At 37.0% G+C, this 14,321-nt stretch carries 9 protein-coding genes and 1 tRNA gene; 1 reads left to right on the forward strand and 9 read right to left on the reverse strand.

The features are described from left to right. Positions 1-47 precede the first annotated feature (47 nt). The 8 genes from LUD75_RS10905 to LUD75_RS10940 form a co-directional block, all read right to left on the reverse strand. On the reverse strand, positions 48-863 hold the full coding sequence (locus LUD75_RS10905; RefSeq protein ID WP_232705708.1) for an SDR family oxidoreductase: 816 nt from the start codon (positions 861-863) through the stop codon (positions 48-50). A gap of 106 nt (positions 864-969) precedes the next feature. Next, positions 970-2,142 (reverse strand): mannonate dehydratase, encoded by a 1,173-nt coding sequence (gene uxuA, locus LUD75_RS10910; protein ID WP_232705709.1) that lies wholly within the window; start codon positions 2,140-2,142, stop codon positions 970-972. Between the two features lie 87 nt (positions 2,143-2,229). Continuing rightward, positions 2,230-4,176 (reverse strand): RagB/SusD family nutrient uptake outer membrane protein, encoded by a 1,947-nt coding sequence (locus LUD75_RS10915; protein ID WP_232705710.1) that lies wholly within the window; start codon positions 4,174-4,176, stop codon positions 2,230-2,232. Between the two features lie 12 nt (positions 4,177-4,188). Continuing rightward, complete coding sequence (locus tag LUD75_RS10920) at positions 4,189-7,107, reverse strand: SusC/RagA family TonB-linked outer membrane protein (RefSeq protein WP_232705711.1); 2,919 nt, start codon at positions 7,105-7,107, stop codon at positions 4,189-4,191. Between the two features lie 78 nt (positions 7,108-7,185). Then, positions 7,186-8,514: a xylose isomerase gene (gene xylA / locus LUD75_RS10925; RefSeq protein ID WP_232705712.1), complete on the reverse strand. Its 1,329-nt coding sequence runs from the start codon at positions 8,512-8,514 to the stop codon at positions 7,186-7,188. 107 nt (positions 8,515-8,621) lie between these two features. Beyond that, positions 8,622-10,106, reverse strand: a complete 1,485-nt coding sequence (locus tag LUD75_RS10930; RefSeq protein WP_232705713.1) for an FGGY family carbohydrate kinase — start codon at positions 10,104-10,106, stop codon at positions 8,622-8,624. An 18-nt stretch (positions 10,107-10,124) separates the two neighbouring features. Continuing rightward, positions 10,125-10,850, reverse strand: coding sequence for an NUDIX domain-containing protein (locus tag LUD75_RS10935; RefSeq protein ID WP_232705714.1), 726 nt, complete (start codon positions 10,848-10,850; stop codon positions 10,125-10,127). Positions 10,851-11,619: 769 nt separating this feature from the next. Continuing rightward, on the reverse strand, positions 11,620-12,087 hold the full coding sequence (locus tag LUD75_RS10940; RefSeq protein ID WP_232705715.1) for a T9SS type A sorting domain-containing protein: 468 nt from the start codon (positions 12,085-12,087) through the stop codon (positions 11,620-11,622). A gap of 817 nt (positions 12,088-12,904) precedes the next feature. Between LUD75_RS10940 and LUD75_RS10945 the strand changes: the two genes are divergently transcribed. Continuing rightward, positions 12,905-13,309 carry a hypothetical protein gene (locus LUD75_RS10945; RefSeq protein WP_232705716.1) on the forward strand — a complete coding sequence of 135 codons (405 nt, stop codon included), beginning with the start codon at positions 12,905-12,907 and terminating at the stop codon, positions 13,307-13,309. Positions 13,310-14,240: 931 nt separating this feature from the next. On the opposite strand, the gene LUD75_RS10950 is transcribed toward LUD75_RS10945, so the two are convergent. Further along, positions 14,241-14,314, reverse strand: a tRNA-Ile gene (locus tag LUD75_RS10950). Between the last annotated feature and the right edge of the window lie 7 nt (positions 14,315-14,321).

Raw genomic sequence — 14,321 nt, forward strand, 5'->3', positions numbered from 1 at the left:
AAAATCATTAAGGCCTTGCTTACTATAAGAAGAAAATAATACTCATATTAAACACCACTGAATGCGCTGAAACCACCATCGATAGGCAATAAAGCACCCGTGATAAAACTTGCGGCATCCGAACAGAGAAACAGTACAGCTCCATTTAGTTCTTCTACTTCTCCGAATCTTTGCATTGGTGTTTTAGCAATCACTTTTTTGCTTCTGTCAGTTAAAGAACCATCAGGATTCAATAGAATTGCACGGTTTTGGTCTCCGATAAAAAATCCCGGAGCAATTGCATTGACACGGATTTTATCGCCAAATTTCAATGCTACATCCGAAGCCAGCCATTGGGTAAAATTGGTAATTGCAGATTTTGCCGCTGAATAACCAGCCACTCTTGTGATTGCAGAATAAGCTGCCATTGAGGAAATATTCACGATACTTCCGCTGCCTTGATCTGCCATTACTTTCCCGAAAACATAGCTTGGATAGACGGTTCCGTTGATATTAAGATTCGTTACCTCATCCCATCCGTTCATATTCATATCGAAAAAAGACTGGTCTGGAGACAATGTTGCGGAAAGAATATTTCCTCCGGCAATGTTGAGCAGAATATCAATTTTGCCATATTTTTCGAGAATTTTTTTTGAAGCAGATTCAAGACTTTCCACATCCATTACATCGGCTTCCACAGCGAATGCATCACCACCCGATTCTATTAGTTCTTTCACACGAGCATCCAGAGTTTCCTGATTTCTTCCAAGGGCGACAACTTTTGCTCCGGCTTCGATGAAACTTTTAGCCAGACTTCCGCCCAACACACCGGAAGCTCCTGTAATGACTGCTACTTTATCTTTTATGCTGAATATTTCGTTCATTTTTTTATGATTGATAATGATGATTGATAGGATTTCATCCTATTTTTCTTTCTTTCACAGAGCTTCACCCTATTCTATTGATTGTGCCACTTCGTGGCTTATTTCTTTAAGATTTTAAATCACTTTGTACTGCAGCTATCACCCCTTCGATTTGTCCTAAAGCAAGCATTCTTCCTAAAAATGAATAGCCTGGATTGTAATCCTTGTCAATATCATCCGTCAAAAGTCTGCCGTGATCCACACGCATTGGTAAATCCGGGTTTTCTTTTTCAAAGATTTTGATTACTTCGATTAATTTTCCTCTTCCACCCAAATGATGAGCTTCGATAAAATCGCCGTTTTCAAAAACATTGGTACTTCTTAAATGAACAAATTTTGTGCGGTGGGCATATTTTTGGGCAAGTTTCGGAACATCATTTTGGAGACCAGCACTTAAAGAACCGGTGCAGAATGTGAGTCCGTTTTGTGGATTATCGACAGCGTTTAAGAGCCAATCGATATCTTCTTCTTTGGTGACGATTCTTGGTAAGCCTAATAATGAAAACGGCGGATCATCGGGATGTACACACATCTGGATTTTCCACTTTTCGCAGACAGGCATTATCTTTTCGAGAAAATATTTCATATTCTGACGGAGCTGATCTTTATCAATTCCATCATACAATGCTAATAGATTTTTGAATAATTGAACCGGATTTTTGTCGCCTTCCTTGATGTTTCCGTTAACAAAACCTTGCGTTTTTACAATGATAGAATCAATCAGATCATTATTATCTTCTTCTGTTAAAGTATTTTTTAGTTGCTCTACTTTTTGAAGAATGTCTGAATTATAATCGTTTTCCGCACCTTTTCTTTGCAGAATATGAATTTCAAAATAAGCAAATTTGACTTTATCAAAGTACAATGACGACGAGCCGTCTTCCCACTGATAAAACAAATCTGTACGAGCCCAATCAAGAACCGGCATAAAATTGTAACAAACCGTTGTTACGCCCGCCTTACCCAGATTTTCAAGACTCTTGATGTAATTTTCTATTAATTGATCTCTGTTTCCTCCTCCATATTTGATAGACTCACTAACAGCAAGACTCTCAACTACAGACCAGCGAAGACCAAAACTTTCTATATAATCTTTATAATTATTGATCGCGTCTAATGACCAAACTTCCCCGTTCGGAATATCGTGTAGTGCAGAAACAATACCTTCTACTCCAATTTGTCGAAGCATATTTAGTTTAATTTTATCATTCTTCCCAAACCAACGCCATGTTTTTTCCATACTCTTCTCTTTAGTTTTATTTATTAAACAAAGCAGGTGTAAAGGTTACACCTACTTTGTTCTTGATTGATATGAACTCAAAATTGATTAGTAACCAGGGTTTTGATATTTGGCTTTAACTTCAGCCGAAACCTCCATTGCATTTAACTGACTTGTAGGAATAGGTCTTAAATAATGGAATTTCTGAATATTACGAGTGACAGTTTGTGGCGTATGGTCTCCGTATGAAACTCCACCAATCTGATATGTAGCAGCAACTTCTCCCCATTTCTGCGTTCGAACCAAATCATACCATCTGTAAAATTCTCCATAGTATTCTCTGGAACGCTCGGCCAGGATATAATCGATTGTAATTGTCGCAGGTGTAGCTGCAACCATTGCTGCGCTGTTATCCTGAATTTTTGTAACATTTCCATTATTATCAAACCTCCATTTTCCTGCTCTTGCACGAATAACGTTAATAAGATCTCTGGCGCTTGTAGCCCCGGTTGCACCTTTCACAGCAGCCTCTGCCGCTATAAAATAAAATTCAGAAAACTTTGCCACATTGAATGGGCGCGTTAGTCCTGCATTTGGTGTTCCCAGCCCAGCACCATTATCTGTTCTGTACGTTCCTATTTTCCAAAGACCTGGATACACCATTCTGCTTATGCCATTTGGTGCTATCACATAATCGGCTCTACCAGGAAGAGTACCTGCTCCTACACCGTTTGCTCCTGCTCCCGAAGGATAAGACGGCAGTTGGGAATCATCGTCTAAGAATGATAAAATAGCACCATCCGGCTGTACAGGGAGATTATTGGCATTATACAGAACCGGGTTTGTTACGCCTGCCCGATTCCAGTTTCCGCGATATGTGGTAACAAAAGTTCCATCGTAACGTGAATCATTGGTTTTATCTGCGAAGGTATTTCTAATGATTGCAATCGGCGGTGCCATACGAACCCAAGGACGCCCTAATGGCTGAGTAGCTGCACGCTGCACAGAATTGACAATGTCGTTTGGTCCCCAAGCGGTAGTTTTGCTACTTTTAATAGCTGTGTAGTTCCATGTTTGCATCCAGGCGGCAAAATTATCCGGAGACCATGCCGCTCCCAGGCCAGCTGGGTCACCTTCATTATAATAAGCACTAGACTGTGTATGATCTGCATAAAGCATACACTCATTATTTCTGTCATTCGCACCCAGATTTACATCATAAAATGTTGGCTGAAGTGCGTACGGACTTGGGTTGGCAATTCCTGCCATCGCAATGTCGTAAGCTTGCTGAAAGTACCATTGAGCTGTATGACCATCAAGATCCGTACGTGGCGCTTCCGGATATGTTGGGATATTATTTGGATTTTGAAGCCACCATCCATAGGTAAGATAAGCTTTAGCTAAAAATAATCTTGCCACGTTTTTTGTGACACCTCCAGTGACTCTTGGTGATACCGGAAGATTGTCTATTGCTTTTTTTAGATCTGGGAAAATAGCCTTACTGTAAACTTCCGGAACGGTATTTCTGACAGAAGTTGCAGAGGCCGTAATATTGAAAGCCAGTGGCCCTGATCCCAAATCTAACGGTACACCACCATAAGTCTGTACCAAGATAAAATAATCGAATGCGCGGAAAAATCTGGCTTCAGAAACTAAAGATTCTGCAATCCCGAAGTTTGGACCTTTTTCGATGATCCCATTAGCAGTATTAATGTAAGGAAAGACAGAGTTCCAAATCATACTGGTAGGGAAAGTATCAGGATTAATATTCCCGTTTCCAGACATATCCAATTCCTTGAAATTTCCGTCGGCACTCTGTCCAAAAGTAGCCTCATCTGTGCCTGCCTGGCAGTTGCTCATGAAATAGCCATTTCCATATAACGAACGCAGATGTCTATATAATGAAGTGATTCCCTGGTTAACACCTTGCTCTGTATTAAAATATTCAACAGTATAGTTTGCTCTAGGTTCTTCATCCAGGATTTCATTACATCCTGTGAATGTTAGTGATAAAAAGATGGCTCCTAATATCACTTTTTTGTTATGTTTTATCATTACTTTGTTATTTTAAAAAGTTAAATTTAGTCCCATTAAGTAATTTCTTGTAGAAGGATTGTTTGTCCCAATGATCAATTGTCTTTGCTTGTAGCCGCTAACCGCCTGGTTCTGATCTCCAACAGAATTTGGTTCTGGATCCATCCCGGAGAATTTGTGATACGGAGAAAAAAGAACGAAAGGATTGGTAACCGTAAAATAGATTCTAAGGCTATTTAATTTTAAGTCTTTCAGGAAGTCTTTATTGACATTGTATCCTAAAGTAATGGTACGTATTTTTAGATATGAAGCATCAAACATAGCTAATGTAGATGAATATTTTGGATTATCACCACTCAGATGACGACCAGGACGAGGATAGTATGCATCTGTATTCTCTTCAGTCCAGTAATCTACATCAACATTATTTCCTCTTCCGGTTAAACGGTTAAGGTAACTTGCAGAGCCATAGAGTGAACTAATTAAAATGCCACCTTTCTGGAATGCGCCGACTGTACTTAATTCAAAATTTTTGTAAGCAAAACGCATATTGAAACCACCCTGCCAGTCTGGCGCAGTATCAAATATCTGCTGGTCTGCGGCTCCAATTGCTCTTGTTGGTGTTCCGTCAGCATTATAGCCACCTGTGTAAAGAACTTTGATAGAGCCTACGACATCGGCAGCAGTTCCCGGTTCTAAGATCCCTTGATAAGGATCTCCCGCCTGCCACAATCCAATATACTGATAATCATACAATGAGTTGATATTATGTCCAACGAACCAAAGATTATTTATATCTCTGTCAGTTCCGGACGCGAGGGCTAAGATCTTGTTTCTGTTGGTATAAAAATTCACACCGGCATCCCAAGAAAATCCGTCAGGATTGCTTATAATAGACCCATTTAAAGAGAATTCCCATCCTTTATTTTCTGTCTCTGCAACGTTTTCTGTAATAAATCCAACAGCTGAAGAAGCAGGCAAGTTTTTGTTTGTTAAGAGATCAAATGTATGGGTTTTATAGTATTCAACTGTTCCTGTTAATCTGTTGCTAAATAATGCGAAATCTACACCGTAGTTTGTCGTTTTAGAGTATTCCCAGCCCAAAGTGGGATTTGGAGCTTGACTAACATAAACACCAGTAGCATTGCTACTTCCGAAATTGTAAGGAACTACGGTTAGCGCCCCTAGTGTAGAATAAGGATTTACAGCCTGATTAGATGTTTGTCCCCATCCGGCTCTGAATTTTAAAAGATTTAGAGCACTGATATTTTTCATGAATGATTCGTTGGTAACGTTCCAACCTAGAGATATCGCAGGATAAGTATGCCATTTGTTGCCTGGAGCTAATCTCGAAGAACCGTCTGCACGTAGGGTTGCTGTCAACATATACTTATTATCAAATGTATACATAACTCTTCCCATTCCGGAAATCAGACCCGTTTGCCAGTACTGCTGATCTTCTGGTTTCACAGAGATATCTGCCTGAGGTGACTGTCCTAAATTATAGTATTGAAAGAAATCTGCAGGAACATTTTTCGCACTCATATAGGTACTGATATATCTGTTTCCTTCAGCTGAGTACAGTCCTACTGCGTTGATCTTATGCTTTCCAAAAGTTCTGTCATATGTCAACAAGTTTTCGATAACCCAGTGGTAATTCTGGTTATTTCCTCTACCTGCAGATGATACTGCTGTTGGGTTTGTATTGAATACACCTACACCGACGTAGTTACCACTATTCTGCGTACGATAATCCAAACCAACATTTAGTCTGTATTTTAGTCCGTTCAAAGGAAGATTTACTTCCCCATAAAGGTTATTGTAAGATGCAAAAGATTTGGTTTCGTCCACATATTTTTCCCCGAGACTTTGTAATCTTTCTCTTGTGTAAATCCAAGTTTGGTCTATTCCACCAGCAGTGGTCATCAAAGTTTTTAAACTGCCATCGTCCTTATATGGACTTGCAAGTGGAGAATATCCTAAAATCGCTCCCGGATTTACACCATTACCTTCCGATTCAGAGTAGTTTGTATTCGAAGTAAATCCGAATTTAAAATTTTTACCAACTTGTTGGTCTAATGCAATTCGCAAAGAGAATCTTTCATAATTCTGAAGTGGAATTAATGCATCTTGTTTGAAATAAGACAAACCAACACTGTAATTGCCACCTTCGGAACCACTCGATACACCTATGTCATGGCTCGTAATCATTGCCGGTTTGTAGTATAACTTTTGCCAATCTGTATCGTTTGTAGCTATTTCATCTCCAGTAGTAGCGTATAAGGGACCTGTTGTACCTCCAGGAGTACTAGGAGCCGGCGTTGCATACTGTCTTAATTTCAGAAATTCCGGACCGTTCATCAATGGATATCTGGAAAATAGCGTTTGAACGCCAGTGAAAGTATTATAGGTAAACCTCGGGCCCTGACCTTTTGATCCTCTGTTTGTGGTTACTAGTATTACCCCATTTGCACCTCTTGAACCATAAATTGCGGTTGCAGAAGCATCTTTTAATATATCTAAACTTTTAATATCACTTGAGCTGATATCTGACAAAGAGCCTGCAAAAGGAATCCCATCAAGAACTACCAATGGATCATTTGCATTGGCATTTGATGACAAGGATCTTGTTCCTCTGATTCGGATCTGAAATGCTGCACCTGGTTTTGTAGAGTTTTGTGAAATATCCACACCCGCAGTTCTGCCTTGCAATGCCTGTGTGATGTTCGCAGAAGGTACCTCACGCAATACATCACCTTTTACTGTTGCCACAGATCCTGTTACAGATTCTTTTCTCTGGGTTCCATATCCAATGACAACAACCTCTTCGATCTGCTTCTCTTTTGTAACAGTATCTTTTTTACTCTGTCCATAGGCCAGACCGGAAGGTAACAAAGCCATCGCAAAAAATATTGCTGCTCTGTTGGTTTTACTTAAATGAAATAGATTCATAATTTATTAATTTTAAAGTTAGTGATATAAGAAAGCTAATCTCATTAAAATAAGTAAATCAGCTTCCCTATTGTTTTTTTAGATGTACATATTCACAAGGGCTTCAAATAATTCCTGCTTGCCGCTTTTTGGCTGAGGCTCTCCTGTTGTATGCGCTATCTTTTGTAAATCCTCTAACGTTAGTTTACCTTCTTCAAAAGCTTTCCCATTTCCATTGTCAAAAGATGAATATCTTTCTGTTCTTAGTTTGTTGTAATCTGAATTTTCAAGAATATCTGCCGCTACCAATAATCCTTTTGCAAAAGCATCCATTCCGGAAACGTGTGCGATGAAAAGATCATCCGCATCTACAGAATTTCTGCGGATCTTCGCATCGAAGTTTACACCTCCGGATCCTAAACCGCCACCCGGAAGAATTACCAGCCATGCTTGTGCTAGTTCCAAATAATCTACAGGAAACTGATCCGTATCCCATCCGTTTTGGTAATCTCCTCTGTTTGCATCAATGCTTCCTAACATACCCGCATCGACTGCAGCCTGAAGTTCGTGTTCAAATGTGTGACCAGCCAATGTAGCGTGATTCACTTCCAGATTAAGTTTGAAATCTTTATCCAAACCGTAGTTCTTCAAAAATCCAATTACCGTTTCTGAATCATAATCGTATTGGTGTTTTGTAGGTTCCATCGGTTTTGGCTCAATAAGAAAAGTTCCTTGGAAACCCTGGCTTCTGGCATAATCACGAGACATTGTAAGAAAACGGGCAAGATGCTCTTTTTCACGTTTCATATCGGTATTCAGAAGACTCATATAACCTTCTCTTCCACCCCAGAAAACATAATTTTCGCCACCAAGTGCAATTGTTGCATCTATTGCATTCTTTACCTGAGTTCCTGCACAAGCTACTACATCAAAGTTTGGATTGGTAGATGCACCGTTCATATATCTCTCGTGAGTGAATACATTAGCTGTTCCCCAAAGAAGTTTGATACCGGTCTCCTGTTGCTTTTCTTTAGCGTACTCTACAACTGCCTGAAGATTTTTTTCGTAATCTCTCCAGTTATCAGCAGGATCTACAAGATCAGTATCGTGGAAGCAGTAGTATCCGAATCCCATTTTCTGCATAAATTCAAATCCTGCATCCATTTTATATTTTGCTTTGGAAACTGCATCTGTTCCATTGCTCCAAGGATGGTGGATAGTTGGTCCTCCAAATGGATCGCTACCATCTGCACATAGGGTGTGCCACCAAGCCATTGCAAAACGCATCCACTCTTTCATTGGTTTTCCCATCACAATTTTGTCCGCTTCATAATAACGGAACGCCAAAGGATTTCTACTTTCTTTACCTTCAAATTTGATCTGTTCGATACCTGGAAAAAACTCTTTTGTTTGTGTTAAAATGCTCATATTTATTTAATTTTATTTTTAATTGTCATTCATTTTTGATGTAGAATTCCTTCCCTACCGATGTTTTATACCAGTAAGTCTGTAGTAAATTCCGTTATGATTTTTGATTATAATATTTCTCTAAGATGCTCCTGCCATCTTTCGTAAGCTTCTAGGTATTGTTCTCTTTTTTCCAACTCGGGTTCAATCACTGCAATTTTTTCAAGCGAAGAAAATGCTTCTTTCGAATCTTCATAAAATCCGATTCCCATTCCTGCTGCCCTTGCAGCGCCTATTGCTCCATCTGTATCGTAAAGCTCAATAACGGCGTTGCTGACACTCGCAAGTGACTGGCGGAATATTGAACTTAAAAACATATTGGCATTGCCTGCACGAATAACATTGATATCCATTCCCATATCTCTCATAATATTCATCCCATATTCATAAGAAAATACGATGGCTTCCTGAGCGGCACGAAGAATATCACCTTTTGAATGAATATTGAAATTGATCCCGTGAATAGAACATCTGGTATCTTTGTTTTCCAGAACTCTTTCAGCACCATTTCCGAATGGTATGATACTTAATCCTTTTGAGCCAATTGGAGAAAGTGATGCAAGCTCATTCATATCACCATAGGAGGATAATGATGTTGCAAAGTTGTGCTTCAGCCAGGAATTAAGAATCCCTGTTCCATTGATGCAAAGTAAAACACCCAATCTCATCTTCTCTTCTGAATGATTGACATGAGCGAAAGTATTGACCCGGGAAAGTTTATCATAATCTATCTTATCCAGAACACCGTAGACAACGCCCGATGTACCTGCTGTAGAAGCAATCTCACCGGGATTAAATACGTTAAGTGATAATGCATTATTGGGTTGGTCACCGGCTCTGTAAGAAATTGGTGTTCCTTCTTTTAATCCCAATTCCTCAGCTGCTGCAGAAGATACTGCTGATTGGATACCAAAAGTCGGGACAATTTCAGGAAAAAAGCTTTTTGGAATTCCGTAGTAATTGATAATATCTTCTGAAATGCAGTTATTTTTAAAATCCCAGAAAATACCTTCAGAAAGTCCTTCAACTGTTATTCCTATTTCTCCGGAAAGCTTCATTGCGATATAATCTCCCGGAAGCATTATCTTATGAATTTTATTGAAAATATCCGGTTCATTTTCTTTGACCCAAGCTAATTTTGAAGCTGTAAAATTACCAGGAGAATTCAGTAACTGGGAAAGGCATTTTTCCTCCCCAATTTCTTTGAATGCTTTCTCACCATAAGGAACAGCACGGCTGTCACACCAAATAATAGACGGACGAAGAACGTTTTGATCTTTATCAACTAAAATCAATCCGTGCATCTGCCAAGTGATACCGATCCCTTTGATATCCTCTGCATCTATACCGGCGTGGGACATTACCGATTGATGTGCCAGTTTCAGATTGGTCCACCAGTCAGATGGATTCTGCTCTGCCCAACCGGGATTGATCGCCGTAATTTTCATCTCTTTTTTCGGAGAAAAATCAGAAGCCACAACCTTTCCATTAGAAGCCTCTATGAGGCAAACTTTTACAGATGAACTGCCGATATCGTATCCTAGTAAATACATATTATTAAGAAGCTTATTTTATTTAATTAATTTGTTTTGAGTCTTTTTATAGATCTTAGCGTCAAACCTGTAATATCTGGCTGCACGATGCGAGACATTAGTTTCGATCTCGTCTAATTGAATGATATAACTGAATGATGAGATCTTCTTATGAAAATTTTTAATATCAATTTTCTTTTCACTTAAAGCATTATAAAGTTGATACAGTTGTCTGATTGTAAACTTTTTTGGAAGAAGCACAAAAATGATAGAAAAGTCAGAATCGATCCATTTTTTAATTTCCATCAATGACTCTTCAATAATTTTATTATGATCAAATGGTAATCTTGGAAGTCGATCTATTGGATGCCAGTCAACAGTGTCGTATTTTGAACTATCGATCTTATGATCGATTCGGCATAATGAAAGATAGGCTACTGTAATAATTCTGTCAATATTATGCTTGTACTCTTTTCCCATCCATTTTATATCATTTTGATTACTTGCACGGTTAGGATCTGCGAAACATCTGAATTGCTTTAAAACCATCTTTTTTATACCGGTAAGTTCAAACAAAACTCTATTTGCAGCATCGTCTACATCTTCGTCACTGAAAATCAAACTGCCTGGCAATTTTTTCTGCTGCTCGAGTGGAATATCATCCACGTGGCGTTGAACCAGAAGAATATTAAGTTTATTCTCATGGTCAAAACCAAAAACAACACAATCAACAGATAAATAAGTATGGACGAAAGTTGGATTCATTTGACTGTTAACATTTACGTAACATCACAAATATAAAAATACAATTGATATAAAAAAATAAATTTTAAATTACTTACTATATATCAATAATTTACATATCTATTTATTATGATAAGTTGATATTATATATATGATAAGCTTATCGTATATATAATGATCAGTATCATTACTAAACGCTTTACATATAGTACTGGTTTGTATAACATTTTAAAATATTTATAACATTATTTATTATAAATTATGATAAGAAAAATTTAAAATTCACCACATTTTTTTTCAAAAAATTTCAAAAATAGACTCTTTTCAATTAAAAAATGTGTTTTTTACACTTAATAATTTGTCAGAATATTGAAGTAAAATACCAAATTGATCAATTGGATTTTTAAAAAGTTAATTTTTGTTTATTTAAAACTGTCTACTTCGCATTTAAATTTTAATTTATTTGAGTTAAAATCTTGCAATAATTTGAAAAATTCTGATAATCTATGTGCTTTTTCAAGTGTATCTAATACTATTATTCGGGTGTAAGTCTGTAAACGTCAAATTTTTGAATACCTTCTTGTTTGTATAATACTGCATTATTAAGTATCTTTAAGTAATATGACTGATTTTTAAGTCGTCATACAATTATCTATTATTTAGAAAAACTTGAACTAAGGCTAAATATTAAATTAGAAAGAGACTGCTCTTTTAGGAACAGTCTCTTTAATTAGCTAAAACAAATAATTATTTTTTAAAAATTTTAAAGGACTTACTTTCTCCTGAAATTTTAGCGGTTAGTATATGTTCCAGAAGTAAAATTTGATAAATTAATATCAGCTTCTTTACGGTTTATAATTTTTGAAAAAACTTTTTTTCCTGACATATCATAGACAACAACATTTTCAATTTCCTTGAAATAAGAACGCTTTAAGATATCTTTTACGGGATTCGGGTAGAATGAGATCTGTTTTTGAGAAACCTCTTTTGAATTAAGAATCTTATTAATTTTTACATTAAATACGCAGGTATCAATCACAGCGCCCTCATATATCAGATTATGTATAACAACAGTATTACCGTCCGGCAAAGCAGCACCAGACTCTAGACCTTGAATCAAAACAACTTGTGTTGATGGTGTTTCACAAACATAACTTACTATGAATACACCATCAGAACCTTCTTCAGGCGTCCAATCTGTTCCATTTCCGGTTGTAAATGCCGTAGTTCCGTTTGATAAGGAAACTTTGTCTCCCAATAGATTAATGATCCTTGCATGTTAATAGCTACCCAATATTTTCCAGAAGTCAACTCTAATGTTTGAGGCAACTTTATTATTGTTTCGTAAACTGTACCACCAACAGTACTGCCTATCACGTTTTGTGCCTCAATCGTAGGAGTGGTATAATTTATAATCAAATCTCCCGGCTTACCATTATTGTCTTTGTAGAAAGCAACAGTTGCTCCATAAGAAAATCTGATAAGATGCGGAATGATTTTGTCTATTTTAAGTGTTTTTCCTGCTGGTATAACAAAATCATTCGCAACAGTATTAACGTTTGAAGCCGACATCCAGCTTTCAAAATTATTCCCCAGATAATCTATACCACAACTTTAAGAACTCTGAGGACTGCAATTGAAAGGCAGGTTGTAATTTACTATTGCTGTATCTCCCCCAGGCGTTGTATTTGCAAGGATATCAGATGGACAAGTAAAATTACATCCGGGATACCAGAAATATTCAAAGTATAATCTTCTGCTTGTCCTGAATTATAATAATATCCTGAGGCACCTGTTGGCCAAAACATAGAATATTCAGTAGCTGGAAGCAATCTAGGAAAAAACGACACCGGATTTTTGACTATCGGCAGAATTGACCACGCCTTATTTAAACCTCCCGGTTTGGTGCCGATGCATCCGCATGAGGATGATGAGATTTTTTCCTATATCCGTTCGGGGAAGATGGTTCACCTCGACAGCACGGGTAAAAAATAACATCTGAACAATTCTTATATGATGCTGATGAATGCAGAAGTGGAGTTTCACACGAAGAAAATGCCGTGAAAGATGTAGAAATGCTTCAAATCTTTATGCGGCCTTCTGAAAATGATTTACCGCCGCAGGTTCAGTTTCATCAATTTGAAACTATTTTTAGTGAAAATAGCTGGAGATTGAGTGCCGGAAATATAACTGATTCGCCATTGAAATTAAGAGTGGAAACCAATATTTTCGACATCAGACTGCAAAAAGATAACATTGTGGAAATTCCGGAATGGAATGAAGAATTTATCAATTTTATTTACTGTTTTAACGGAGACATTAAAATCGGAAATGAGAACGTTTCAAAAGGCGACAGTGTGATTCTCAAAGAAAATTTAACTCTTGAAGCAATTACAGAAAGTGATCTGGACTTGTTTCAGATAAAAAAAGACGCTAAATACAGCGAAACGAGAATGTTCAGCGGGAATAAATTCCATTAATCATTCAATCATATAAGGATAAAAGCCTTTGAAATTTAAAAGGCTTTTCTGTTGTGCTTGTAAATGTGATGTTTTTAAGCTTCTTCCTAATCAATTAAGTCTCCAAGCATAAGGCTTATCAACTTACCTCAAGTGCTTTATCATTTTATTAGGTCCGGATCAATTCTTTGTTGCGCTAGAAATTTTCTCTTGATAAATTTTCTTACAACCCGCTTTTTCTAAAAGCTTCAATTTGTAAATCTAAATTCTGATTTTTGGTCGAAACCCTTGCATATCCTATTTTCATACTTGTTACATTAAACTCAAACTTTGAAAATTTATGAAACTTTGTTTAATGATACGAGATTTTAAGAAAGTAAATTAGAAATACAAATTTAGAAATTTCCATATAAAAATCTCAAAATACTACTGAATCCCAAAATGAAGATGAGTATAAAAATTACATTGCACAATTTTTTAAAATCCTTTCCGGATCTATTACAAAATCTGTGCTTAATTCTTAATTTGATCAATAGACAAATGAACCCAATTGGTCAATAGACATACGAAGCCAACTAAGAACATGCTATCCCAAATCTGATTATTTTTAAATATTTAAAGGCAAATCACCAACGACTCTAACCATAAATATTTAACAAACTGTGCTAGTCATTCTTGTAATTTGAATCAAATAACTTAAATCACAAGTAAAATGTTTGTAGAAGATCCTACATATTATTTAGTTCTACAATTCTTTCCAAATCTTCCACTAAATTATTCGATGTCTCTTCGGTTATGGGTCCAAGATCGAAAATTGACTTATTAGATATATTTATTTAAGACTATGAGATCAAATTGTATCAGATCACTATAATTATGAAATCACAGCCCCCTACTTAGCCCCCTATAAAAAATAAACCCTTGAATAATAGTATTTTCAAGGGTTTTATTGTGGTCCCACCTGGGCTCGAACCAGGGACAACCTGATTATGAGTCAGGGACTCTAACCAACTGAGCTATAGGACCTCGTAAA

Origin of the sequence: Epilithonimonas sp. JDS, assembly GCF_021261315.1 — a bacterium.
Lineage (GTDB): Bacteria > Bacteroidota > Bacteroidia > Flavobacteriales > Weeksellaceae > Epilithonimonas.

Excerpts from the sequence above, each read along its gene's own strand:
- LUD75_RS10905 (WP_232705708.1), bottom strand. The coding sequence starts at position 863 with ATGAACGAAATATTCAGCATAAAAGATAAAGTAGCAGTCATTACAGGA.
- uxuA (WP_232705709.1), bottom strand. The coding sequence starts at position 2,142 with ATGGAAAAAACATGGCGTTGGTTTGGGAAGAATGATAAAATTAAACTA.
- LUD75_RS10915 (WP_232705710.1), bottom strand. The coding sequence starts at position 4,176 with ATGATAAAACATAACAAAAAAGTGATATTAGGAGCCATCTTTTTATCA.
- LUD75_RS10920 (WP_232705711.1), bottom strand. The coding sequence starts at position 7,107 with ATGAATCTATTTCATTTAAGTAAAACCAACAGAGCAGCAATATTTTTT.
- xylA (WP_232705712.1), bottom strand. The coding sequence starts at position 8,514 with ATGAGCATTTTAACACAAACAAAAGAGTTTTTTCCAGGTATCGAACAG.
- LUD75_RS10930 (WP_232705713.1), bottom strand. The coding sequence starts at position 10,106 with ATGTATTTACTAGGATACGATATCGGCAGTTCATCTGTAAAAGTTTGC.
- LUD75_RS10935 (WP_232705714.1), bottom strand. The coding sequence starts at position 10,850 with ATGAATCCAACTTTCGTCCATACTTATTTATCTGTTGATTGTGTTGTT.
- LUD75_RS10945 (WP_232705716.1), top strand. The coding sequence starts at position 12,905 with ATGCTTCAAATCTTTATGCGGCCTTCTGAAAATGATTTACCGCCGCAG.